The 23,138-nt window shown below is 62.3% G+C and carries 18 protein-coding genes and 3 pseudogenes; 14 read left to right on the forward strand and 7 right to left on the reverse strand.

The features are described from left to right. Positions 1-313: 313 nt before the first annotated feature. The 3 genes from AACY45_RS04815 to AACY45_RS04825 all read left to right on the forward strand — a co-directional run bounded on the left by AACY45_RS04815 (position 314) and on the right by AACY45_RS04825 (position 2,850). Positions 314-1,726: a PAAR domain-containing protein gene (locus AACY45_RS04815; RefSeq protein ID WP_339544400.1), complete on the forward strand. Its 1,413-nt coding sequence runs from the start codon at positions 314-316 to the stop codon at positions 1,724-1,726. Next, positions 1,723-2,112 (forward strand): hypothetical protein, encoded by a 390-nt coding sequence (locus tag AACY45_RS04820; protein ID WP_339544401.1) that lies wholly within the window; start codon positions 1,723-1,725, stop codon positions 2,110-2,112. The genes AACY45_RS04815 and AACY45_RS04820 overlap by 4 nt, the downstream gene beginning before the upstream one ends. A 348-nt stretch (positions 2,113-2,460) precedes the next feature. After that, the gene (locus AACY45_RS04825) at positions 2,461-2,850 is read left to right on the forward strand and encodes a hypothetical protein (RefSeq protein ID WP_339544402.1); all 390 of its coding nucleotides are present in this window, start codon (positions 2,461-2,463) and stop codon (positions 2,848-2,850) included. 109 nt (positions 2,851-2,959) lie between these two features. On the opposite strand, the pseudogene phnX reads toward AACY45_RS04825, so the two are convergent. Both phnX and AACY45_RS04835 read right to left on the reverse strand, forming a co-directional pair. Then, positions 2,960-3,535, reverse strand: a pseudogene (gene phnX / locus AACY45_RS04830) (phosphonoacetaldehyde hydrolase); the annotation flags it as partial. An 82-nt stretch (positions 3,536-3,617) separates the two neighbouring features. Beyond that, positions 3,618-4,396 (reverse strand): annotated as a pseudogene (locus AACY45_RS04835) (LysR substrate-binding domain-containing protein). 34 nt (positions 4,397-4,430) lie between these two features. Here AACY45_RS04835 and AACY45_RS04840 point away from each other — a divergent pair. Then, positions 4,431-4,988 (forward strand): annotated as a pseudogene (locus AACY45_RS04840) (LysR substrate-binding domain-containing protein); the annotation flags it as partial. Between the two features lie 25 nt (positions 4,989-5,013). Here the strand turns inward: AACY45_RS04840 and AACY45_RS04845 are convergent. The 4 genes from AACY45_RS04845 to pdxR all read right to left on the reverse strand — a co-directional run bounded on the left by AACY45_RS04845 (position 5,014) and on the right by pdxR (position 10,423). Beyond that, positions 5,014-5,970 (reverse strand): site-specific integrase, encoded by a 957-nt coding sequence (locus AACY45_RS04845; protein WP_339544403.1) that lies wholly within the window; start codon positions 5,968-5,970, stop codon positions 5,014-5,016. A 467-nt stretch (positions 5,971-6,437) separates the two neighbouring features. Further along, positions 6,438-7,703: an MFS transporter gene (locus tag AACY45_RS04850; RefSeq protein ID WP_339544404.1), complete on the reverse strand. Its 1,266-nt coding sequence runs from the start codon at positions 7,701-7,703 to the stop codon at positions 6,438-6,440. Positions 7,704-7,741: 38 nt separating this feature from the next. Beyond that, positions 7,742-8,812, reverse strand: coding sequence for a sugar phosphate isomerase/epimerase family protein (locus AACY45_RS04855; protein ID WP_339544405.1), 1,071 nt, complete (start codon positions 8,810-8,812; stop codon positions 7,742-7,744). Between the two features lie 90 nt (positions 8,813-8,902). Then, positions 8,903-10,423 carry a MocR-like pyridoxine biosynthesis transcription factor PdxR gene (pdxR, locus tag AACY45_RS04860; protein ID WP_339544406.1) on the reverse strand — a complete coding sequence of 507 codons (1,521 nt, stop codon included), beginning with the start codon at positions 10,421-10,423 and terminating at the stop codon, positions 8,903-8,905. Between the two features lie 238 nt (positions 10,424-10,661). Here pdxR and AACY45_RS04865 point away from each other — a divergent pair, with 238 nt between their 5' ends. The 7 genes from AACY45_RS04865 to AACY45_RS04895 all read left to right on the forward strand — a co-directional run bounded on the left by AACY45_RS04865 (position 10,662) and on the right by AACY45_RS04895 (position 17,055). After that, positions 10,662-11,642: a quinone oxidoreductase family protein gene (locus AACY45_RS04865; protein WP_339544407.1), complete on the forward strand. Its 981-nt coding sequence runs from the start codon at positions 10,662-10,664 to the stop codon at positions 11,640-11,642. Positions 11,643-11,656: 14 nt separating this feature from the next. Then, positions 11,657-12,505, forward strand: coding sequence for a TauD/TfdA dioxygenase family protein (locus AACY45_RS04870; protein WP_339544408.1), 849 nt, complete (start codon positions 11,657-11,659; stop codon positions 12,503-12,505). A gap of 85 nt (positions 12,506-12,590) precedes the next feature. Continuing rightward, a complete protein-coding gene (locus tag AACY45_RS04875; protein ID WP_339544409.1) occupies positions 12,591-13,643 on the forward strand; it encodes a 3-keto-5-aminohexanoate cleavage protein in 1,053 nt (350 codons plus the stop codon). Positions 13,644-13,734: 91 nt separating this feature from the next. Beyond that, positions 13,735-15,063, forward strand: coding sequence for an MFS transporter (locus AACY45_RS04880; RefSeq protein WP_339544410.1), 1,329 nt, complete (start codon positions 13,735-13,737; stop codon positions 15,061-15,063). Then, complete coding sequence (locus AACY45_RS04885) at positions 15,060-15,725, forward strand: DsbA family oxidoreductase (RefSeq protein WP_339544411.1); 666 nt, start codon at positions 15,060-15,062, stop codon at positions 15,723-15,725. Before AACY45_RS04880 ends, AACY45_RS04885 begins: the two co-directional genes overlap by 4 nt. Continuing rightward, entirely contained in the window at positions 15,722-16,048 is a 327-nt protein-coding gene (locus AACY45_RS04890; protein WP_339544412.1) for a Rieske (2Fe-2S) protein, read from the forward strand. The genes AACY45_RS04885 and AACY45_RS04890 overlap by 4 nt, the downstream gene beginning before the upstream one ends. Beyond that, positions 16,045-17,055 carry a YeiH family protein gene (locus AACY45_RS04895; RefSeq protein ID WP_339544413.1) on the forward strand — a complete coding sequence of 337 codons (1,011 nt, stop codon included), beginning with the start codon at positions 16,045-16,047 and terminating at the stop codon, positions 17,053-17,055. The genes AACY45_RS04890 and AACY45_RS04895 overlap by 4 nt, the downstream gene beginning before the upstream one ends. A 531-nt stretch (positions 17,056-17,586) precedes the next feature. On the opposite strand, the gene AACY45_RS04900 is transcribed toward AACY45_RS04895, so the two are convergent. Beyond that, entirely contained in the window at positions 17,587-18,633 is a 1,047-nt protein-coding gene (locus AACY45_RS04900) for an AraC family transcriptional regulator (protein WP_339544414.1), read from the reverse strand. Positions 18,634-18,987: 354 nt separating this feature from the next. Between AACY45_RS04900 and AACY45_RS04905 the strand changes: the two genes are divergently transcribed. From AACY45_RS04905 to AACY45_RS04915, 3 genes are all read left to right on the forward strand, one after another. Further along, positions 18,988-19,554, forward strand: a complete 567-nt coding sequence (locus AACY45_RS04905; RefSeq protein ID WP_339544415.1) for an RBBP9/YdeN family alpha/beta hydrolase — start codon at positions 18,988-18,990, stop codon at positions 19,552-19,554. 129 nt (positions 19,555-19,683) lie between these two features. Then, entirely contained in the window at positions 19,684-21,696 is a 2,013-nt protein-coding gene (locus AACY45_RS04910; RefSeq protein WP_339544416.1) for a DUF1302 domain-containing protein, read from the forward strand. A gap of 40 nt (positions 21,697-21,736) precedes the next feature. Then, a complete protein-coding gene (locus AACY45_RS04915) occupies positions 21,737-23,095 on the forward strand; it encodes a DUF1329 domain-containing protein (protein WP_339544417.1) in 1,359 nt (452 codons plus the stop codon). The last annotated feature ends 43 nt before the right edge of the window (positions 23,096-23,138 follow it).

Below are 23,138 nucleotides of genomic sequence, written 5' to 3' on the forward strand. Positions count from 1 at the left end.
GGATGACTAAATTGACCCGTTTTCCTACGTGAATGGGGGAAGGGTCCTATTTACGTTCGCCACTCAGATCTTCAGGCTGCTGCGTGTTCGTCACATCCTCTCACGCTTGGTCATCTTTCGATCGGTCTTGCTGACTGGCGTGACAAGAGGAGCGCAGCAAAAAAACCATGGATCTGGACAATAAAAATGAATGCAGCATCACCTCCGTTGTACGCCAACGACGTCTCCCCTGAGTTTCTCCGCGCACTGGACAAATCCCCCTTCACCGAGCAACCGCTTGCCGGACTCGACTGGGTGAAACGGAGCAGTATCAATGGGTGATGGTTATTTCATTGGCCAAGGTGACAAAACCACCTGCGGTGGGGAAGTGCTCGATGGTGATAAAACAATCACTCTGTTTGGCGTGCTTCATGCCCGCGAAGGGGATCGGGTCTCTTGTGGCAAGGACGGTGGAACCTACCGGATCGTCGGTGGCATTTCGCATATAGTCAGCCAAGGCAGGCGTATGGCGGGCACGCTGGACAGCCGCAGCGATTGCCCCTGCAACGCCCAATTGATCCCTTCGATACTGACCGCCATCTATGGGAACAAAAAAGCTGCAACGCCCTCAGCCAGCCGAGCGGTTCAACCAGCCCCTTCAACGGTATACGGCCCCTCGGCAACACCGCGCCAATCGGCCTTCTCCCCGTCGGGCCAGCCAACTCCGCCAGTAGCCAACTCCGTAGAGCCGCAGGAACCAGGCTTCTATGTGGTGCCCAAAAGCATGACTCGCGAAGCATTGGAGGCCACGCTTTTCCCCGTGCGCGATACGGCTGTGATGAACAGGTTTCAGGCGCTCAACCCCGATCTGGGCGAGGTCAAAGCGGGTTCGATGATCGTGCTCAGCGATCCGAACAACACTTCCTGTAGCTACCAGGAAGCACAACTGATGACGGCCGCTCAACAAGTCAAGGCAAGCCTTGACCCCCTGACGCCGCAAGAGGCCGATTTTCTGCTACGCCACGGTGCTGAAATCGCCAGCTTTACCGGGCACACCTCAACCTGGCTTGGCGTCAGCGCCGTAGTGATGGAAAAACACCTGGGCAGCCTGCGTGACACGCTCCAGGCCATGGAGCGCTTGCATCAGGAAAGCTATCGCCAGCATGGTCACCTCAAATCGCCGCAGTTCTTCGCCGAGCGTAAGCACTTGATCAGCCAGTTGGATGCACATCTGCTGAACTCGACGCGGCTGCGCGGCCAGACCACCCTGGGCGATCACCCCAAGTTAAAAACCGCCCTCGGTATTTCCAGCCGAAGCCTGGTGCATCATTGGGACAAGGCGGGAGCGCCGGGACAGATACCGGGGTATGCCACGCATGTCAGTGCAACCCGTCGTGCTGCCCAGTACATGACCACGGGCGGTTACATCGGGATTGGCATTGGCGGGGTGTCTTCGTTGTTGGCGATTCAGGAGGTGTGTATTGGGGATTCGGGGGCGGCTTGCGAGAGGGTCCGGTTTACGGAGGGAGGGAAGTTTGGCTTGTCCACCTTTGCTGGTGCTGTGAGCGGGAGGATTGCCAGCTCTGCCGCAAGTTCGATTTGCGTGGCGCTTGGCGTATCTACAGGTATCGGGGGCGTTGTCTGTGTCGCGGCCATAGTGGGGACTGGCGCATGGGTGGGTACGACTATCGGTGGTAAGGCTGGCGAATACATGGGGGAGAAAGTTTACGAGGCTACACAACCATGACCAGTATCGACACGTGGTCTCCTTGGATTGCGATCATTGTTACTGGTGGCTGGGGCCTGCTTGCAGCGGCGGGCCTTGCACTCAGTCTGTACCTTAGCCGCTTTCGTCTGGACGCCATTAAAGAGGCCCTGAAAAACAGTCGTTATGTCTACATCTGGGGACCTAGCCTGGGTAAACGGGGTTTGATCTGGTCCCTGTTGGAGATATCAAAAATCTCCGGAATGGTGGTTTGGCCCTGGGCATCACTTCGCATCGGTGAACTGGACCCTACCGATCTTAAAAACTTTCCTCCTCGCTTGAAACGTCTTCTGATCATCGATTTGACGATGATGATCATTTCCTGCATCTGGATGGGAGTTGCAGTCGTGCTGATCGAGTTTAAGTAGTTTGATGGACGACCATTCCAAATTGAAAGCGCCCCTCGGTATTTCCAGTTGAAGCCTGACGCATCATCGGGACAAGGCTCGAACGCCGTCACGCAGAACAAACTGGCCGGAGCTGCCACCTCAAGCGCCCAGCGCGCTTGAGGTGCTTTCTTGGTTCAGGCGCCTTGCGGAGTTTCACCCCGCGCCAGGCGGGCGTTGATCTGCTCGATGACCGCTGGCAACTTCTACAGGTATCGGGGGCGTTGTCTGTGTCGCGGCCATAGTGGGGACTGGCGCATGGGTGGGTACGACTTACGGTGGTAAGGCTGGCGAATACATGGGGGACAAAGTTTACGAGGCTACACAACCATGACCAGTATCGACACGTGGTCTCCCTGGATTGCGATCATTGTTACTGGTGGCTGGGGCCTGCTTGCAACTGCGGGCTTCGCATTCAGTCTGTACCTAAGTCGCTGTCATCTGGACGCCATTAAAGAGGCCTTGAAGAACAGTCGTTATGTTTACATTTGGGGACCGAGCCTAGGGAAGCGGGGTTTGATTTGGTCCGTACTGGAAATAGCAAAAATCTCCGGGATGATAATGATGCCAAAGGCATCAATTCGCATCGGTGAGTTAGATCCATTCGACCTTGAAAATTTCCCCCCTCATCTCAAACGGCTATTTAAAATCAAATCACTGATGTTGGTGAGTACTGCTGTTTGGTTTTTGATTACAGCCATGCTGATCGAGTTTAAGTAGCTTGATGGATGACCCTTTCAAACTGAAAACAACCCTCGGCGATTCACCTCAAGCGCCCAACGCGCTTGAGGTGCTTGTGTGGCTCAGGCGCCTTGCGGGGTTTCGCCTCGGGCCAGGTGTCGTCGACCTTGACGCACGCGGCGACGTCGCTGACGCCCAGGGCGATCACGTTCGCCAGGGCCTGGGCCGGGTACGGACGCCCGTTGGGCACTTCGTCGGTGGCCACCACATGGTCGGCGACGTAGCCGTTGGCCCGGGCCAGTTCCACCACTTTGGCCATCACCACCGCCGGATAGCCGGAGCAGGAACCGATTTTCAGGCCCTGCTCGCGTAGCGCGGCGATGGCCTCCAGGGCGCCCGGGATCAGGGCCGAGTGCAGGGCGATTTTCTCGATCTGCAGCGGCATGAAACGTTCATAGAGTGCCGTGACGTCTGCATCGGTCGGCAGGCGGTCGAACACCGCACGGTAACGCTCGGCAATCTGCGGTTGATTGCACAGGGTGCGGATGTGGTCCCACTTGCCCATGCCCATCGGGCCCCAGGCCTCTTCCAGGGAAACGGCAACGCCGAACTCGGCAAAGGCCTCGACGAAAATCTGTGTGGGGGCAAAGGAGCCGAAATCGACGACGGTGCCCGCCCAGTCCAGGACCACGGCTTGCAGGTGGCTCGGTGGTTGATAGTGCATGGTAGATCTCCAGTGTGTGGGTAAGGGGGGGCCGTCCTTCGTGCAAGGAGGCAGGGCCCACAGGTCTATGGGTAGGGTGTGTTCAGGTGGCAGGTATCGGGCTTGAGTCGAACCGCTCGGCGATCATGGGTCGGTGGCGACGGATGCCCAGACAGCACAGGTGGTAGTCGATGGCGAACGGGTGATTGACGAAGGTGATGGGAGTGGTGCCCGGGGTGTGGGCGTACTCGACAGCCGAGACAAAACCAATGCCGATGCCCTTGGCGATGGCATGGACAATGGCTTCGCGACTGTTCAATTGCATCACGCAGTTAAGTTCGACGTTCAGCTGCTTGCAGCTTTCCTCCACCAGTTGCCGGGTCCGCGAGCTCTTTTCGCGAAGCACCCATTGATCTGCTCGACATGCACCTGTTCCTGCTGCGCCCAGGGATGGTCGTCACGCACCACCGCGATGATCGGGTAGCGCCGGTACAGTTGGGTGTCGAAGCGCTGGTCGAACTCGGACAGAGCGAGAATCGCCACGTTGATGTCGAAGTTGAACAGCCGCGCCAGGGTCTCCTTTTCCGGGCTGAAGGAGGTTTCCAGCTCGATGTCCGGATGCTGCTGCATCAGTTCATACAGGTTGTGCGCGTCCAGGTCCAGCGCGGCCATCGCCTGGGCGATCGGCAGCAATTGCCGGCCGACATCGGACAACTCGATACGCCGCCCACGGCGGTGAAACAGCTCCAGGTTGTACTGCCGTTCCATGGCTTGCACCTGGGTGGTCAGGGTCGGCTGGCTGAGGCCGAGCGCCCGTGCCCCGGCACTGAAACTGCCGTGGCGGGCCACCGCGAGGAAAGCCCGCATCTTTGCGCTGGACATCCATAGACTCCATCAATAGTTAACTGCCTGAACCCTGCTGCGCGATTCCGGCCGGCTCGACAGCGGCGAGTTGCGGCTGGGGGCGGTGGGGCCGTTCCATGTGATCGAGATGGTCGACCACTATCTGCAGCGCCACCCCCGTATCGATGTGTCGATCCGGGTCGGCAACTCGGCGCAGGACCTGGCCGATCTCGAACGCTACGTGACGGACATCGCGGTGCTGGCCGGACGGCACGACGATCCGGCGCTGTGTGCCGTGCACTACGCGCGCCACGCGATCATCCTGTTCGCCCACCATGCCCATCCCCTGGCCGCTCGTGGCTCGGTGCGCCTCGAAGAACTGGAAGGCCAGGCGCTGCTGCAACGCGAACCGGGCTCCACCACCCGCGCGGTCCTCGATGCCGCCCTGCAGGCCGCGGGCGTGGTGTCCGAAGCCGAATTCATCGCCGACCCACGGATCCGCGCGATCCGCCTGGAGGGCGATCCGCTGTACACCGAAACCTACCTCTATTGCCTGGCGGAGCGCCGCTCCAGCCGGCTGATTTCATCGTTCTTCGAGGTCTTGCTGGCGGGGCAGTCCCAGGCGTCGTGAGCGACAGGCCGGACCGGCCGTTGGATCATTCGAGGGCGAGCGGGGTGATGCCCGGCGCCAGCGGTTTTTCCGCCAGGCCCCCAAAACTGTGGGACGCGTCGACATAGCGCATCGCCGACTTGACGTCTTTCCAGCCGACATAGCTCATCAGTGACTTGATATCCCAACCGTTGGCGGTTGCCCAGGTGGCAAAGCCGCGGCGCAGGGAGTGGCTGGTGTACAGCTCGGCGGGCACCCCGGCTCGGCGAAACAGGCGACGCAGCAAGGGGATCAGGCTGTTGGCGTGCAATCCGTCCGGCGCCAGGTTGCCCCAGCGATCCAGGCGCCGGAACACCGGGCCATAGGCAATGCCGGCCGCGGTGATCCAGTTGCCATAGGCCTGCACCGGGCAGAGCTTTTTCAGGGCCGGGGTCTGGAAGCGGGTCCCCAGGTGCTGGCGATCGCCTTTGCTGTGGGGCAAGTAGAAGCTGATCCCGACACCCGCTTGCAGCTCGGTATGTTCCACCCGCAGGCGGGACAGCTCATCGCCGCGAAAGCCACGCCAGAATCCGATCAGCACCAGCGCAGCATCCCGCCGACAGCGCAGCACGGTGGGCCAGTCGTGCTGCTGGGCGGCCAGCGTTGCCTGCTGCTCCAGCCAGTCGATGGCCTGTTCCAGGTGTTGCAGCAACAGGGGCGCCGCCTGCTTCTCCTGGACCGGATGCAAGGTGCGGATGCCCTTGATCATCTGCCGCACCGTCGGGGTCTTGGTCGGGTCGGGAAACCCCTGGGTGATGTGCCACTGGGCGAGGGCGGCCAGGCGTTGCTTCAAGGTACTGATCGCCAGTTGATCGGCGTAGTCGGCCAGGTAGCGCACGATGCTGTCGCCCGTCGCCGGCAAGAACCCGCCCCAGATCACTTCGAAGTGCTCCACCGCCGCACGGTAACTGCGCCGGGTGTTCTCCCGGGTACCGGCCTTGAGGTAGCGGTCCACCTTGTTCATTCACAGCTCTCCCGGCGCAAACGTATCGCTGCGGCATCCAACAGCAGGATTTTTGCGTATTAGATGCGATAACGCTCAATTATTCCATCTTAGAAACACTGAATGAATCGATGTTAAATCTCATAAAGATGGTACGTATATACATGGTACGTACCACAGGCATAAAAACTGTCTGCAAATGCCCTCGACCCAGCACCGGCCCCCCCACGTCGGGTGGCGATTGCTCGTCGAGGAAAGTGCCAGCCTGGCGCCCACAGGCGTGACAGGATGAGTACCATCGACGCCGCCTGAATGTGTCGTTGGCCACGCGGCGTATGGTCGAAAGGGGCGGTGGCCGGGTCGAACACATCGACCGGGCCGTGGACCGCGAAGGAAGGGCGGAGCGTCAGTGTCGAAGGCACCCGCGCCATGCAGGGGGCGACGAGTGCCGGTATCTATCGGTGAATAAAGGGCCGTAACCCGCCGCCTCAGGCGTGCGCGACGTTAGCTGCCGCCGTGCCCCGGGCGTTCTTGCGTACGGCCTGGTACAGCAGGCTGGAGACCAGGAAACCAACAATCGCCAGCACGCTCATCAGGCTGAACACATAGTTGTAGCCTTGCTCGCCCGGGAAATGGTCGAGGATTGCGCCGTAGATGACGTAGGCGAACATGCCCGGCGCATAGCCGATCAGGCAGCCGATACCAAAGGCTGAGCCGGTGATGTGCTGGGGAATACCGACTTCGCCCATAGGGGCCCAGAACACCCCGCGCATGGAAAATACGATCAGCGCGAAGGACAGGGTGGCGGCCATGCCGGCGTAGATGTAGCTCGGGCTTTTGGGTATCAGCATGATCACGCCCATCAACGGCAGCAGCGCCAGGAAGGCCCATTTCAGGTAGCGGCTGGTGCTCTTGAACTGCTTGTCGGCAATGAAGCCACCGGCAGGCCCGCCAAGGATTTTCAGGCAGTACTGGTTGATGATGCCGTACGCGCCCACCAGTGCCACCGGCAACTGGTACATGTCCTTGAGGTAGGGAATGAAGTAGGTCAGGCCGCAGTAGACGATGTAGACCATGAACACGTTGAGGCTGACCAGCCAGATCCCCGGGACCTTGATGGCTTCCAACAGATTGGACAGGCTGTTTTTCGGCTGGACGCTCGCCGGCGCGGTACCGCCCTTGAGCAGGAACCAGGTCAGGGTCCCGGCCAGGATATCGATGACCGAGTAGAACAGGATCGCCGATTTCAACCCAGTTTCACCCGAGCCCATGGCGACGAAGACCCCCAGGGCAGAAAAAGCCACCAGGGTATCGACCACACCCCGTCCACCTTCCAGCAACCCGAACAGGCGTCCTTGTTCCTGATCGTCCCCCAGGTTGCGGATGGCCTTGAGCAGTGACGGCCAGAACAGGCAGTCGGCGCACACCGCCAGCAGGCTGAAGACAATCAGCAGGTTGCTGAAGGGCGGGAAGGTCGCCAGGTACAGACCCAGGCCGCCGGTGCCCAGCAGGCCCAGGGGAATCAGCTTGCGGGTGTCATAACGGTCGGCCAGCATTCCGCCGAGCACAAACAGCGCAGTGGCGATGATGGCGTTGGCGCTGAGCAGCAGGCCGATTTCGGTGTGGGTCAAGCCCATGAACTCTTGCATGGGGATGTAGAAGGCGTCTTTGAGATTCGCCAGTTTGTAGATGGTGCCGCCACCGAGGATCAGGATCAGGAATCTGAGCCATTTGGCCTTGTCACGAGTTGTCATTGTTATTCTCCAAGCGTCGTCAGGGTGTCGCGTCGGGTTCAGGCGGGGGTGCAGGGGGCCAGGGTCAATTCGGCCAGGGTCCGGAACTCGGCCAGCAGGCCACGGACATAGGCCACCTGGTTGTTGGCCCAGCGGTGTTCATCGGCCAGCATGCGTTCCAGCGAGTAACCGGCGGGCAGCGCGGTATCACTCATTTCCCGGTAGGCAATGAACGGGTCGGCGCTTTCGTTGGATTGGCGAAACGCCGGCGCGACGTAGTGGTTTTCCTGTTCGAGGATGAAGGCGATCACCTGGGGGCTGGATTCGCCCAGCATCAGCAGTTCGAACAGCATGCGGGCACTGGGCAAGTCGTCTTCGTCACTGCCTTGCAGCACGCCGTAATGCCCAAAGCCACTGTGCTCAGGGACGATGCGCACACCCTTGAGATGGACCTGGCGAATGTGCGGCGCGAGGTTCTGCAGGGCCTGCAGTGGCTGTTCACAGGCATTGATCATGTTGCCGAAGTCGAACAGGGCATGCAGCCGAGGGTGGTTGAGGCGACGGAGCAACTGGGCAATCTCGGCACTCTTGAGCTCTTCGTGTTGCTCGAAGTCGAAGTGCAGGTCGTGGGCATCGGCCTGTTGCACGAGGTAGTGCAGGTCGGTCTCGATCAGGTCCATGACCCGCGACAGTGCGCCTTCGTAGCGTGAGTACACGCGGATGTTACGCACCCCCAGGGCGCGGGCGATGGCGACCACCTGATCGACATCCGGTTGACGCGTGCTGCTGATTTCCAGGTGCACCTCCAGGCCCAGGGCCCGGGCTTTGTCCGCAAAGGCTTGCAACTGCGCGGCGCTCATCTGGCTCAGGCTGTTGGCTTCACCGTCCAGCAGGTGCAGGCTCAGGCCCTGCAGTTCGTGGCGATAGGCAAAGTCCAGCAGGTCGGCGGGGGTGACACGGCCGTGGGTGAGGTTGGTCAGCAGGGGATAGGCGTGGGCAAACAGGCGCAGTTGGTCCAGGCGGTCGAGCAACTGGCGCGCCAGTGCCGGGGTCAGCGTGGCCGGTGCTTGGGCAGTGCCGGCCTTATGGCTGAGCAAGGCGCTAAAACGGTGTTGGATCTTATTGTTCATTCGAGTGGTTCCTGGTTCAGACACCGGGTCTACCGGCGCAACCTTTATCGCGCCAGTCAGGAACTCTCGATAGATCCATTATCGGTTAAATCATAAGACCACTTGCCCGGCCGCGGGCAGGCACCCCATGTCGCGCAGCGCCTGGGCGAGCACCGCGACACGCTGTGGTGCCTGGTCCTCGGGGGTGCTGGCAAAGCCGATCAGCAGGGCCGGTGGCAAGCGGTGCTCGATGCAGTAGTCGCTCAGGGCATAGGTGTAGATATGGCGCAGCGTCAACTCGCGGGCGATGAGCTGGTCATCCAGTTGCGCTGGCAACCAGGCGATCAGGTGCATGCCGGCATCCACCGGCGTGACCTGGAAAAAGCCCCCCAACTGTTGCTGCAATTGCTCGACCAGCGCCTGCTGGCGGGCCTGGTACAGCGCGCGCATGCGGCGAATGTGGCCAAGGAAGTGGCCCTCGACCATGAAGTCGGCCGTCACGGTCTGCAGCAGGGTCGGCGGACTGCGATCCATGACCGCACGCAGGGTGCAAAAAGGCTCGATCAGGGCCTGGGGCAGAATCACGTAGCCCAGCCGCAGGGAGGGAAACAACACCTTGCTGAACGTGCCGACATAGATCACCCGGGCCCCCTGGTCCATGGCATAGAGGGCAGGCAGGGGGCGGCCGTGGTAGCGAAACTCGCTGTCGCAGTCATCTTCGATGATCCAGCTTTGCTGCTGCTCGGCCCAGTCGATGAGTGCCTGGCGCCGGGCGTAGCTCATGGTCACCCCCAGGGGATGCTGGCGCGAAGGCGTCGTAAACACCAGGCGTGCGTCGGGGCAACAGGCCTGGCCGTGCTGCACGTCAATGCCCTGTTCGTCGATGGGCAAGGGCACTACCTGGCCACCCTGGGCCTGCAGGGCGATGCGCGCGGCGATATGCCCTGGATCTTCCATCCACACCCGGTCCTGGGGGTTGAGCAGGAGCATGCCCAGCAGGTTGAACGCTTGCTGGGCGCCGGAAACGATCACCACCTGCTCGGCACTGCAGTCGATACCCCGGGCGTCGAACACGTAGTGCGCGATCGCCGTGCGCAGGGCCTGCACACCCTGCAGTTCGCCATAGCCCAGCATGGCCTTGCTCGGTTTGTGCAAGTGCCGGTTCATCAGGCGCTTCCATACCGCTTGGGGGAATGCGTCATAGGCACTGTGGCTGGGCAGGAATGAGGTGGGGCTGCCAGGCGCCCAGTCGGCATAGCTGATGCCTTGGAAATGACTGCTGCGCAAGGACAAGACCGAGTGACTGAGGTCGGACAGGCGTGGCGGCTGGGGCAGGGTGTCAGGGTCGCTGGTGCCGCGGTTTTCCCACTCGGTGCCGACGTAGGTGCCCGCCCCGGTACGCGAGGCCAGGAAACCCTCGGCGATCAGTTGGTCGAAGGCGTTGAGCAGGGTAATGCGCGACAGCCCTAGTTCCTTGCTCAGGGTCCGGGTCGACGGCAGCCGCACGCCACCCTGGATCCGACCGCTGAGGATCTGCTTGCGGAGCTGTAAATACAGCTGGCGATACAGGGGGATGGAGCTGGCGCGGTCCAGCACGATGCCTGACAGCAGCAAGCCAGAGGGGGATTTCATCGCACGCTCGCCTGGGGAAAAGTTGGGGTGTGGCTCAAGTCACTGCCGGCCAAGGTTACCCAGAGGCCAGGGATAAGTCATCCACGGCACCTTGAGACCATGGATCAGGCGCGCTCAGTTGTCACGAAATGAAAAGCCATTGTCGTCTGATGAGAAGCGGTGCCCCGGACTGAGTCCTACAGTCCAATCAGCACAATTCGATGCCGCACGCCTATCTTGCAATGGAGAATAAGAAAACATGGCCAAAGCCGTCCGCTTCTACGAAACCGGTGGTCCCGATGTCCTTCGCTATGAAGACGTCGAAGTCGGCGAACCCGGTCCCGGCCAGGTTCGTCTTCGTCATGTGGCGGTCGGCCTGAACTATGCCGACACCTACTTTCGCAATGGCACCTATCCGATCCCGATGCCCAATGGCATGGGCGTGGAAGCTTCCGGGGTGGTCCAGGCGATTGGCGAGGGGGTCAGCAACGTCCAGGTTGGCGATCGTGTCACCTACACCGGCTTTCTCAACACCCTGGGGGCCTATAGCACCGAACGCCTGATCCCGGCCGCGCCGCTGATCAAGCTGCCGGAAACCATCAGTTTCGAAACCGCCGCCGCCATGACCATGCGGGGCCTGACAGCGTCGTACCTGATGCGCCGCATTTACGACTTCAAACCCGGTGACAGCATTCTGCTGCACGCCGCCGCCGGTGGCGTGGGCCTGATCGTTGCGCAATGGGCCAAGCTGCTGGGCCTGACGGTGATTGGTACGGTGTCGACCGAGGCCAAGGCCGAAGTCGCCCGTGCCCATGGCTGCGAGCACGTGATCAACTACAGCCATGAAGACGTAGCCGCGCGGGTGCGCGAATTGACCGATGGCGTGGGCGTTAACGTGGTGTTCGACAGCGTCGGCAAAAACACCTTCATGGGCTCCCTGGACTCCCTCAAGCGTCGTGGCCTGTTGGTCTGCGTCGGCACCGCTTCCGGCCCGATCCCGCCATTCGACCCGGTGCTGCTGGCGATGAAGGGCTCGTTGTTCATGACCCGCCCGGCGCTGGCGGACTACATCGCTGACCCGGCAGAAAAGGCCGCCCTGGCCGGCGAGCTGTTCGACCTGGTGGGCAGCGGCAAGATCAAGATCGAGATCAATCAGCACTACGCCTTGCAGGACGCCGTCCAGGCCCATCGCGACCTGGAGTCACGCAAGACCACGGGCTCGTCGATTTTCGTCATCTAAGGGAGCCGCCTGCCATGAGAGTCGAACAATTGACCTGCAGCATCGGCGCGCAACTGATCGGCGTAAACCTCGCCGATGCAGTCCACGACGACGGTCTTTTTGCCGAGATTCGTGCCCAGTTGCTCAAGCACCGGGTGGTGTTCCTGCGCGATCAGAACATCAGCCGCGCCGAACACGTGGCCTTCGCCCGCCGCTTCGGCGAGCTGGAGGACCACCCGGTGGCCGGCAGCGACCCGGACCACCCGGGCCTGGTGCGCATCTACAAGAATCCCGACCAGCCGATGGACCGATACGAAAACGCCTGGCACACCGACGCCACCTGGCGTGATGCACCACCCATGGGCTGCGTGTTGCGCTGCGTGGAGTGCCCGCCAGTGGGCGGCGACACCATGTGGGCGAACATGGTGGAGGCGTACGCGCGGCTGCCGGAAGACGTGAAGCTGAAGATTGCCGAGCTGCGGGCACGCCACAGCATCGAAGCGAGCTTCGGTGCCGCCATGCCGATTGAAAAACGCCTGGCGCTCAAGGCCATGTACCCGGATGCCGAGCACCCCGTCGTGCGGACCCACCCGGAAACCTTGGAGAAGGTGCTGTTCGTCAACGCCTTTACCACCCACTTGAGCAACTACCACACCCCCGAGCGGGTGCGTTTCGGCCAGGACGCCAACCCGGGCGCCAGCGAACTGCTGCGCTACCTGATCAGCCAGGCCTATATCCCCGAGTACCAGGTGCGCTGGCGCTGGCAGCCCAACAGCATCGCCATCTGGGACAACCGCAGCACCCAGCATTACGCCGTCATGGACTACCCGCCGTGCCATCGCAAGATGGAGCGGGCCGGGATCATCGGCGACAAGACTTACTGAAACACCGCAACGGCATTCGCACTCGTACACGCGCTGCCCGGCACGATCCCGGCTGCGCGAACAACCATAATAAAAGGAGTAACTCATGCAATTTTTCGACGATTCCCTGCACCCGGAAAACATGGAGAAGGTGGTTATCACTGTGGCCCCGTATGGCCCGGAGTGGATGCCCGAAGACTTCCCGGAAGATATCCCCCTGACCATGGATGAACAGGTGCAGAAAGCGGTCGATTGTTATGAGGCAGGTGCCACGGTCCTGCACCTGCATGTGCGCGAACTGGACGGCAAGGGCTCCAAGCGCCTGTCCAAGTTCAACGAACTGATTGCCGGCGTACGCGAAGCCGTGCCGGACATGATCATCCAGGTCGGCGGCTCGATTTCCTTTGCCCCGGAAAGCGATGGCGAAGCGGCCAAATGGCTGTCGGACGACACCCGGCACATGCTGGCTGACCTGACACCCACGCCGGACCAGGTCACGGTGGCGATCAACACCACCCAGATGAACATCATGGAGCTGCTGTACCCGGAGTATCTGCAGGGCACGTCCCTGGCCAACCCGGGCATTCAAGCGGCGTACAGCGAAATGACCGTACCGGCCGGTCCGGCCTGGGTCGCCGAGCACTTGCGTCGCCTGACCGCAGCCGGTGTGCAGCCACACTTCCAGCTGACCGGCATGCACGCCCTGGAAACCCTCGAGCGCCTGGTGCGCAGGGGCATCTACATGGGCCCGTTGAACCTGACCTGGATCGGCATCGGCGGCGGCTTTGACGGCCCGAACCCGTTCAACTTCTTCAACTTCATCCATCGCGCGCCGGACGGTTGCACCCTGACCTCCGAATCGCTGCTCAAGAACGTCATGCCGTTCAACACCATGTCCATGGCCATGGGCTTGCACCCGCGCGTGGGCAATGAAGACACTATTATTGATCACAAGGGCGATCGGTTCAGCTCGGTTGCGCAGATTCAGCAGACCGTACGCATCGCTCATGAGCTGGGGCGCGAGATCGCCAGCGGCAAAGAAGCCCGCGAGATCTACCGCATAGGCGTGCAGTACCAGAGTATTGAAGAAACCCTGTTGGCCAATGGTATGGCCCCCAACCGCAAGGTGGGCGAGAAAGGTGTGCCGCAACGCGGCTGATCGCTGACGCGGGGGCAGTCGAAGGCTTCCCCCGCGCTGCGTTGCTACAAGCTCGATAACAACAATTACAACAATGTTTCGAGGAGGCTGCATGGCCTTTCACCCCATTGCCGCAGACGACGACGCCAATGGTGTCGGTGTCGCGCGCAAATATGCCTGGATCGTCTTTGCCCTGACGTTCGGCTTGTTGATTTCCGATTACATGTCGCGCCAGGTGCTGAACGCCGTATTCCCGATGCTCAAGGGCGAGTGGGCCCTGAGTGACAGCCAGCTTGGCCTGCTCAGCGGCATTGTGGCGCTGATGGTCGGCTTGCTGACCTTCCCCTTGTCGCTGATGGCGGACCGCTTCGGTCGGGTCAAGAGCCTGGCGTTGATGGCGCTGTTGTGGAGCCTGGCGACCCTGGGTTGCGCGTTGGCCCAGGACTACCAGCAGATGTTCATTGCCCGCTTCATGGTGGGCGTTGGCGAGGCGGCCTACGGCAGTGTGGGTATCGCCGTGGTGATCTCGGTGTTTCCCAAGCACCTGCGCGCGACCCTGGCCAGTGCGTTCATGGCCGGCGGCATGTTCGGTTCGGTGCTGGGCATGGCCCTGGGCGGCGCGATCGCGGCCAAGCTGGGCTGGCGCTGGTCGTTCGCCGGCATGGCGTTGTTTGGCCTGCTGCTGGCGGTGCTGTACCCGATCATCGTCAAGGAGGCACGCATTGCGCCGCAACGGGCCGGCCAGGCCGCGAACAAGGTCGCCGCGGCGGTCAAGCGGCCGCTGCGCACCCTGTGTTCCAGCCCTTCGGTGATTGCGGCCTATATCGGCAGTGGCTTGCAGTTGTTCGTGGGCGGCACGGTGATTGTGTGGATGCCCAGCTACCTCAACCGTTACTACGACATGGCCACTGACAAGGCCGGTGGCATCGCGGCAATCATCGTGTTGTGCAGCGGCACCGGGATGATTCTGTGCGGCATGCTCAGTGATCGCCTGTGTCGGCAATCGGCGCAACGCAAGGTGTCCCTGGCGATCGCCTTTTGCCTGGGCAGTTGCCTGCTGCTGTCGGCGGCGTTCGCCTTGCCACCAGGCCCTGCACAGTTGCTGCTGATCTGCCTGGGGATGCTGATTGCGGCCGGGACGACCGGTCCTGTAGGGGCCATGGTTGCCAACCTGACCCATTACTCGGTGCACGGCACGGCCTTTGCCACGTTGACCCTGGCCAACAACTTGCTCGGCCTGGCCCCAGGTCCGTTCATCACCGGCAAGGTGTCGGATGTGATCGGCCTGCAGGCGGCGTTTCAACTGGTGCCCCTGGTGAGCATCGCAGCGGCCGCGGTGTTCTTTTACGCCAAGTGTCACTACCACAAGGATATTGCCCGGCTTCAGGGCGAACAGGTCAACGATTCGGTTGGCCACGCGGTTGTAGAGGTGAAAGTGTGAGTGCTCGTTTACAGATTGATGTGTTTTTCGATTTCATCTGCCCTTGGTGCCTGATCGGCAAGCGCCAGCTGGAGCAGGCCCAGGCGCTGCTGCTCAGCCAGCAACCCGAGGTGCAAGTCATTACCCAGTGGCACGGCGTGCAGCTATTGCCGCACATGCCGGCCGGCGGCCAGCCCTTCGCCGAGTTCTACCGTCACCGGCTGGGCAGTGCCGAAGCCGTGAGCCAACGCCAGTCCCAGGTGCAGCAGGCGGCGATGGCAGTGGGGCTGTCCATTGATTTGAGCCGTATCGCGACCATGCCCAATACCGCCGATGCTCACCGTTTGCTGGCGCGTGCCAACCAACTGGGCTCGCCAGCGCAGCGTGATGCCTTGCTGGAGCGCTTGTATGGTGCCTATTTCCAGCAGGGCGAGGACCTGGGGTGCCGGCAGACCCTGCTGGCTATCGCCCAGGACTGCGGGTTCGCGGCCGCGGCGGTGGAGGACTGCCTGCGCGGCGATGGTCAGGCGTTTGTCGGCAATGGCGCTGGCGCCGCCAGCGGAGTCCCGTGTTTTCAGTTCGATCGACGCTTGACGGTGGTTGGTGCGCAGCCGGCCGACGCCCTGCTGGGGGCGATGCGCGAAGCCCTGCTGGAACGCCAGCGTGAGCGGCAACCGGCATGAACCGGCGGGTCCCTGTGCCTGCCGGAAAACTGCCGCAGGCAGGCGGTCGTGCATTGCTGGAACTTGAGGGTAAAAGCCTGGCGTTGTTCAACGTCGACGGCGAGCTGCTGGTGATCGACGACAGCTGTCCCCATCAGGGCGCGTCGTTGTGTGGCGGGCGCCTGGAGGGGCGGGTGATTCAATGCTGCGCCCACGGCCTGCGCTTCGATCTGCGCACGGGCTACCTGCTCAATTCCACCGCACTCAAGGTGGCCCAGTATGCGGTCGAGGTCATCAGCGGCCAGGCATTCATCGTTTTCCCTTGCGAGGAGTCCGCGCCATGAGCGCCATCGCCCTTACCCGTATTCATAGCCGCACCCGGGAGCTGGCGCCGGGGTTTGTGGTCAGCCTGATCGTCGCGGCGGCAGCGTCGTTTTTGTCCGAGCACTACGGTGCGCCGGTCATGCTGTTTGCCTTGCTGCTGGGCATGGCCCTGAACTTTCTTGCTGGCGAAGGAACCTGCAAGGCCGGCATCGAGTTCACCGCCCGTACGGTGTTGCGCATAGGTGTGGCCTTGCTGGGCATGCGCATCACCCTGGAACAGATTGCCGCGCTGGGCTGGAAGCCGGTGGCCCTGGTGGTGATTCTGGTGGTGGTGACCATCGGTGTCTCGTTGATCGCCGCCAAGGCCCTGGGGTTTCAGCGCCTGTTCGGCATGCTCACCGGTGGCGCCACCGCAATCTGCGGCGCCTCGGCGGCCCTGGCGCTGGCGGCGGCCTTGCCCAACCACCCGCAGAAAGAGCGGGCGACGCTGTTCACGGTGATCGGGGTTTCGGCGTTGTCGACCCTGGCGATGATCCTGTACCCGATGATCGCCAATTGGCTGGAGTTGTCGCCGCAAGTGGCCGGGGTGTTCCTGGGTGCAACCATCCACGATGTCGCCCAGGTGGTCGGGGCCGGCTACAGCATGTCGACCGAGACCGGGGATACCGCCACGGTGATCAAGCTGATGCGGGTGGCCATGCTCCTGCCGGTGATCGTCTGTGCGGCCATGGTCACACGCATGCAGGGCGCCGATACGACGGGCAAGCGCCCGCCGTTGCTGCCCTGGTTTGCCGTGGGTTTCCTGCTGCTGGCCTGCATCAACAGCACCGGCTGGGTCGCCCCGGTGGTGCAGGGCACGGTCAACGAGCTGTCGCGCTGGTGCCTGGTGGTGTCCATCAGTGCCCTGGGGATGAAGACCCAGCTCAAGGAGTTGGCCGCCGTGGGGATCAAGCCAATCCTGCTGATGGTGGGGGAGACGGTATTCCTGGTGGTGCTGGTGCTGTTGTTGCTGCACTGGGGGCTGTAACGCCCCAACGCTCTCGACCGGTGCTACAAGCGCCGGTTTTTTTGGCGGTGACTGTGCCAGCAGTTGCCGCTTTTTTTTGGCTTGGTTGTGGGCGTATCCGTTGTTGTGGTTGGGGCTGGTATTGGTTCCGCCCTTACGGCGGGTCACTTGGAAGAGCCCCAAGTAACCAAGGGCTCTTACCCCTGACGTACGGCCCCTCGCTGGGGCTCGGGGTACCTTCGCTACGGTGCCCATCCGGGGGCATCGCCTCCGGTTTGCTTCGCTGCACCTCCTCTCGATGTATGCGGCTTCGCCGCATGGCGCTACGCGCCTCCCCCTGATGGACACCTTCGCTCAGCCTGCCGATGGGGCGGGTGGATCAAGATCAAAAGCCAGAGCACGGCGACCTGCCGGTCGGCCTGAGTGGTAAGGGCGGGCGAGGCGGCCTACCGGCCGGCCTGCTTTTTTTGGCTGGAGTATTTCTGTGGGATGTCATTGTGGGAGCGGGCCGGGCGGCGCTCTCACAGGTGGGCTCACAGCCAGTATCGGCGCCTACAGTTCGCCGGGGAGGGGAGGCAGGTCGATTGGCAGTTTGTTGCCCTGCTTTTGCGCGCTGCGCCAGGCGGCCGGGGGCATGCCGAACTGGGTGATGAACCAGCGGGTAAAGGAGCTGGCCATGGAGTAGCCAAGCATGTCGGCGATGCGTCCCAGGGAGTAATTCGGGTTGTCCAGATACCGCAGCACCAGGTCGCGTCGGACCTCGTTGATCAGGTCGTTGAAGGCGCAGCCATCTTCCTTGAGCCGGCGCTGCAGGGTGCGCACGTTCATGCCCTGGGTCTGGGCGATCTGCTCGATGGTCGCACGCCCCATGGGCAACAGCAGATAGATGGCCTTGCGTACCTCGAACAGCATCGAGGCCCCTTCGTGGCTCAGCAACGAGTCCAGGTAGCTCTGGGCGTAGCGGGCCATGGCCGGGTCGGCATGGGGGTTGGTCATGTCGAGGCTAGCGTCGGAACAGACAATCCCGTTGAACTCGCTGCCGAACTCCAGGGTGCAGCCGAACAGCCGCCGATGCAGTTGCAGGTTGTCGGGAGGCTGGTGGGTGAAGTTGACGCTGTAGGGGTGCCAATGGCTGCCCAGCAGGGCGGCGCACAGGCGGAACATCACCCCGATCGCCAGCTCGGTGGCCTGGCGCGAAGGCATGGGCGTCTCGGTGACCACTTCTTCGCGAATGAGCACCATCTTGCCGGCTTCTTCGATGAAAATCGCCAGCGAATCGTTCATCAGGTGGCGATAGTGCACCACCACTTGCAGGGCATCGCGCAAGGTTCGCTGGTGGCTGAGCAGCAGGCTGACCACACCAAAGTCCGAGAGCTGGCGCGACTCGGCCATGCTCAGGCCGAAGCTCTGGCAGCCACTGGCCAGGGCCGAGTCTTCCAGCAGGCGCACGGCGGCATCGATCGGGATGCGCTGTTCCGGGGCGAGCAACTGGGCGCGGCTGAGGCCGACCCCGGCCATCACATCGCGTGGGTTGAACCCCAGGTACTGGGTGACTTCCAGGTAGTTGGTCAAGACGGCGGCGCGAACAAGCTTGGTCATGCGGAAGTCTTTCCTGAGCCGATTGCGATGGAAGCGAGCGGGGCGACTATATCCAGCACCTGATCAATTGAACAGTTGTGACATCAGCAACAGTCTGCCGCCGATTGTGCCCCGGGGCAGGGACGTTGCCCCCCGTTATCGGCGTCCACCCATTGATTACAGTGGCCTGGCGCGTCGCTGTCGAGTTTTTTGACCAACGGTCGCGCCAGCGCCCTGGCGGCAAATTTGTCATCAAAAGAAAAGTCACTGACGTCCAATGAAAAGCGTCGGGGGTAGGCGCTCTTTAATGTCAGCACTACAAAAAGCTTCTGGCGATAGAGCCAGTCGAGTCATCGAGAAAGCGTAGGTGTTGACGTGGACAAACTGCAGACTGCCGCAACCGTTCTGATCGTACCGGGCTTGCGCGAGCACGTTGCCGAGCATTGGCAAACGTTGCTGGCCGAGCAACTTTGCAAGGTGCGCAGCGTTCCCCCACTGACCACCGACAAACTGGACTGCACCAAGCGCGTCGAGGCGATCCAGCACGCACTGGAGCAGATTGACGGGCCGGTGATCCTGGTGGCCCACAGTGCCGGTGTGCTGATGGTCGCGCACTGGGCCGCCCGCCACACTCGCGCGATCAAGGGCGCCCTGTTGGCCGCGCCACCGGACCTCGAGGCCGCCTGGCCGCAAGGCTATCCGTCCCCCGAAACCTTGCGCACCCAAGGCTGGGACCCGCTACCCAATGGCCCGCTGCCGTTTCGCAGCCTGGTCGCCGCCAGCACCAATGATCACCTGGCCAGCCTCCACGCCGTGCAACGCATGGCCCAGGGCTGGGGCGCCGAACTGCGCAACGTCGGTGCCGTCGGTCATCTCAACCCGGCTGCCGGCTTCGGCCCCTGGCCACAGGCCTACACCCTGATCCAGGAACTGGATCGCTAGTTCAGGCACCGCAAGACCCCGAGTCAACCGGCCACAGCCCTCATTGCTGATCAACGTCAACCCCTGGCACAAGGGGTGACGAGAGGGCGGCTGCGCTTAAAACAACTACAAAAAGGCGGAGACACGTTAATGCACAACAATAAGAGTCACGGCTTGACCCCATCGCGTTACACCTTGCTGGCCTCGGCCATCCTTGCCGCCAGCATGCCGGTGGCCCACGGTTTCGAACTCGACACGGGGAACCCGGACTGGACCGCGCGTCTGGATAACACCGTCAAGTACAACTATGGGGTGCGCACAGAAAGTGCCGACAAACGCCTGTTGGCGACCCCCAACAACAACGATGGCGACTACAACTTTCGCAAGGCCGGTACCAACATCAGCAACCGTATCGACCTGTTGACCGAGATGGACGTGGTCTACCAGAACAGCATGGGCTTTCGGGTCAGCGCCGCCAGTTGGTACGACAAGGCCTATGAGAATGTCGGCTCGAATGCCAATCCGTTCGTCAACGGCAACGATGCACGCTCCGGCCTGGTGGCCAATGACCCGCGCCTGGCGGGCGTCACCGGCGACAATGTCGGCAACGGCAGCCCGCACCTGAGCAACTACGCCCAGCGTTACTACACCGGACCGTCCGGGGAAATCCTCGACGCCTTCGTGTTCTACAGCACCGAAGTGGGCGAGGAGTCGTTGCTCAGCGTCAAGGCCGGACAGCACAACGTATTCTGGGGCGAGACCCTGCTCAACCCGGTGCACTCGGTCAGCTACGGCCAGTCGGGCCTGGACCTGGCCAAGCTGGCGGCGTCGCCGGGCACCGAAGCCAAGGAGCTGTTCGTTCCGCGTAACCAGCTGTCGATGTCGTTCACCGTGAACCCGGAACTGACCGTAGGCGCCCAGTACTTTCTCGACTGGGACGCTGCCCGCTTGCCGGAAGCCGGTACCTACTATGGTGGCTCCGACCTGGTGGGCGTCGGCGCGCAATCCTTCCTGCTCGGCAACACCAACTCCGTGGTCCCGGGCAGCCCGCTGGGGTGTGGCCTGGCGCCGTGCAACGGGTTGACCAACGTGCGCCGCGGGCATGACCTGACGCCCGGCAGCAGCGGTGACTGGGGCGTGATGGCCAAATGGTCTCCGGCCTGGCTGGACGGCACCGTCGGCGTCTACTACCGCAACACCTCGGACATCCTGCCGCAGGCCTGGTTGAACGCCACCGGGCTGACCTCGGCCAACCCCAACGGCACCCCGCCAGCCGGACAAGTGCCGGCGGTGGTCAACACCCTCAATTCGTTGAGCACCAGCACCTACCAAATGGCCTATGCCGACAACATCCAGGTCTTCGGCCTGAGCCTGTCCAAGGACGTGGGCGGGGTGAGCGTGGGTTCGGACCTGAACATCCGCCACAACATGCCGCTGGCGAGCATTCCGGCGATTTTCAGCTCTTCGGGGCCGCTGGGCCTGGGCGCTGGCCTTGGTCTGTTGCCGGCCCGCACTGCCGCCACCGGTGTGGTCTATGACACCCCGAGCCGGGGCGACAGCATGAGCGCCACCGGTGACACCCTGCACTGGACCCTCAACGGTCTGGTGAGCCTGCCGAAAACCCCGCTGTTCGACTCGGCCAACCTGCTCGCCGAGCTGTACTACAGCAACCTGCTCAAGCTCGATGACAAAAACGAAGCGCTGTACAAGGGCAACGGCAGCTATCGCGGGATTGACGCGCCGACGCGCGACAACTGGGGCCTGGCCGTCAACTTCACGCCGACCTGGTACCAGGTGTTCCCGGGGGTCGACCTCAGCATGCCGCTGTCGGTCAACGTCGGGCTGGACGGTGTATCGCCGGTCTCCGGCGGGGGCGCCAGGAACACCGGCAACTACGCGGTGGGCGTCGGCGCCGTGGCCTACAACAAATACTTTGTCGACCTCAAGTACGTCGATTCCTTCGGCGAATCCGACAAGTGTGACAACAGCGGGTCGAGCACCGGCGCAGCCAATGCCGGCAGCGGCGACGGCTCGACCCCGAATGCCTTCAGCGGCAACGAAAACTACGCCTGCTATGGCGGGGGCTACTCAGCCTTTTCCGGTGGCGGAGCCACTACCCAAGACCGTGGTGCCCTGTACCTGACGATGAAAACCACGTTTTAACTCACGAATCGCTGACTCGAATCAGCAGGAGAATAACAAGATGAAATTCGTGCACACCGTGTTGGCCGCCTCACTGGCCCTGGTCATAGCCGGCCAGGCCCAAGCCGCCGTCTCCGCCCAGGAAGCCGCCAAACTGGGCAGCAGCCTGACCCTGGTCGGGGCAGAAAAGGCCGGCAATGCCGATGGCTCGATTCCCGCCTACAGCGGCGGCCTGACCACCCCGCCGGCCAGCTTCAAGGCCGGCGACAGCATGCGTCCGGACCCCTTTGCCGATGAAAAGCCGGTGCTGGTGATCGACGGCAAGAATGCCGAACAGTACAAGGGCGCACTGACGGCGACCACCCTGGAGCTGGCCAAGCGTTTCCCCAGTTTCCACGTCAACGTCTACCCGACCCACCGCACCGTGACCTTGCCCAAGGCCGTGCTGGACAATGGCCTGAAGAACGCCACCGGCGCCAAGTCCCTGGACGGCGGCCTGGCCATCGACAACGTGCTGCCCGGCGTACCGTTCCCGATCCCGCAGTCGGGCAATGAGGCGATGTGGAACTTCCTGCTGCGCTACCAGGGGGTCAACATCAACTCCAAGTACGACTCCTGGAACGTCGACTCCGCCGGCGTGGCGAGCCTGGCGATCACCGGCCAGGCAATGATTTCCTACCCAATCTACGAAAACCTCGCGCAGCCCATCAGCAGTGCCGACGTGTACTACCAGATGAAGCTGTCGTACACCGGTCCTGCACGCCGGGCCGGCGAAGCGATCATGCTCAAGGACGCCGCCAACCCGCTGCAACAACCCCGTCGCGCCTGGCAATACCTGCCTGGCCAGCGTCGCGTCAAGCTGGCCCCGAACCTGGCCTACGACACACCGAACCCAGGTACCGCCGGCGCGGGCACCTACGACGATGTGTTCGTGTTCAACGGGGCGCTGGACCGCTACGACTGGAAGCTGGTGGGCAAGCAGGAAATGATCGTGCCCTACAACACCTACAAGCTGACCTACGCCCAGGACCCGAAGTCGCTGACCACCGCCAATCACCTGGCACCGGACTATGTGCGCTGGGAAAAACACCGGGTGTGGGTGGTCGAGGGCAACCTCAAGGCCGGCGCCCGGCACATCTACCAGAAACGCCGCTTCTACCTCGATGAAGACAGCTGGACCGCTCTGGCCTCAGACCAGTACGACGCCCGTGGCCAACTGTATCGCGGCTCCTTCGCGTTTCTCAGCCAGAGCTATGACAAGCAGATCCCGGACTCCACGCCCTTCATGATCTACGACCTGGTCGGTGGCTCCTACAACATCAACGGTGTGGTTGGCCCTTACGGCGGCATCAAGTACATCGAGCCGCTCTCCAAGGCGCAGTGGTCGCCGGAGTCCCTGGCAGGTTCGGGCATTCGCTGATCGGCAAGGATGCCAGGTGTCAACGCCAGGCCACACGGTTGTG

This window comes from Pseudomonas sp. RA_35y_Pfl2_P32 (assembly GCF_963970735.1).
Classification (GTDB): Bacteria; Pseudomonadota; Gammaproteobacteria; order Pseudomonadales; family Pseudomonadaceae; genus Aquipseudomonas.

Coding starts and splice junctions, on each gene's coding strand:
- AACY45_RS04870 (WP_339544408.1), top strand. CDS start 11,657: ATGAGAGTCGAACAATTGACCTGCAGCATCGGCGCGCAACTGATCGGC.
- AACY45_RS04900 (WP_339544414.1), bottom strand. CDS start 18,633: ATGACCAAGCTTGTTCGCGCCGCCGTCTTGACCAACTACCTGGAAGTC.
- AACY45_RS04875 (WP_339544409.1), top strand. CDS start 12,591: ATGCAATTTTTCGACGATTCCCTGCACCCGGAAAACATGGAGAAGGTG.
- AACY45_RS04820 (WP_339544401.1), top strand. CDS start 1,723: ATGACCAGTATCGACACGTGGTCTCCTTGGATTGCGATCATTGTTACT.
- AACY45_RS04910 (WP_339544416.1), top strand. CDS start 19,684: ATGCACAACAATAAGAGTCACGGCTTGACCCCATCGCGTTACACCTTG.
- AACY45_RS04895 (WP_339544413.1), top strand. CDS start 16,045: ATGAGCGCCATCGCCCTTACCCGTATTCATAGCCGCACCCGGGAGCTG.
- AACY45_RS04845 (WP_339544403.1), bottom strand. CDS start 5,970: ATGAACAAGGTGGACCGCTACCTCAAGGCCGGTACCCGGGAGAACACC.
- AACY45_RS04890 (WP_339544412.1), top strand. CDS start 15,722: ATGAACCGGCGGGTCCCTGTGCCTGCCGGAAAACTGCCGCAGGCAGGC.
- AACY45_RS04825 (WP_339544402.1), top strand. CDS start 2,461: ATGACCAGTATCGACACGTGGTCTCCCTGGATTGCGATCATTGTTACT.
- AACY45_RS04880 (WP_339544410.1), top strand. CDS start 13,735: ATGGCCTTTCACCCCATTGCCGCAGACGACGACGCCAATGGTGTCGGT.
- AACY45_RS04850 (WP_339544404.1), bottom strand. CDS start 7,703: ATGACAACTCGTGACAAGGCCAAATGGCTCAGATTCCTGATCCTGATC.
- AACY45_RS04915 (WP_339544417.1), top strand. CDS start 21,737: ATGAAATTCGTGCACACCGTGTTGGCCGCCTCACTGGCCCTGGTCATA.
- pdxR (WP_339544406.1), bottom strand. CDS start 10,423: ATGAAATCCCCCTCTGGCTTGCTGCTGTCAGGCATCGTGCTGGACCGC.
- AACY45_RS04815 (WP_339544400.1), top strand. CDS start 314: ATGGGTGATGGTTATTTCATTGGCCAAGGTGACAAAACCACCTGCGGT.
- AACY45_RS04865 (WP_339544407.1), top strand. CDS start 10,662: ATGGCCAAAGCCGTCCGCTTCTACGAAACCGGTGGTCCCGATGTCCTT.
- AACY45_RS04855 (WP_339544405.1), bottom strand. CDS start 8,812: ATGAACAATAAGATCCAACACCGTTTTAGCGCCTTGCTCAGCCATAAG.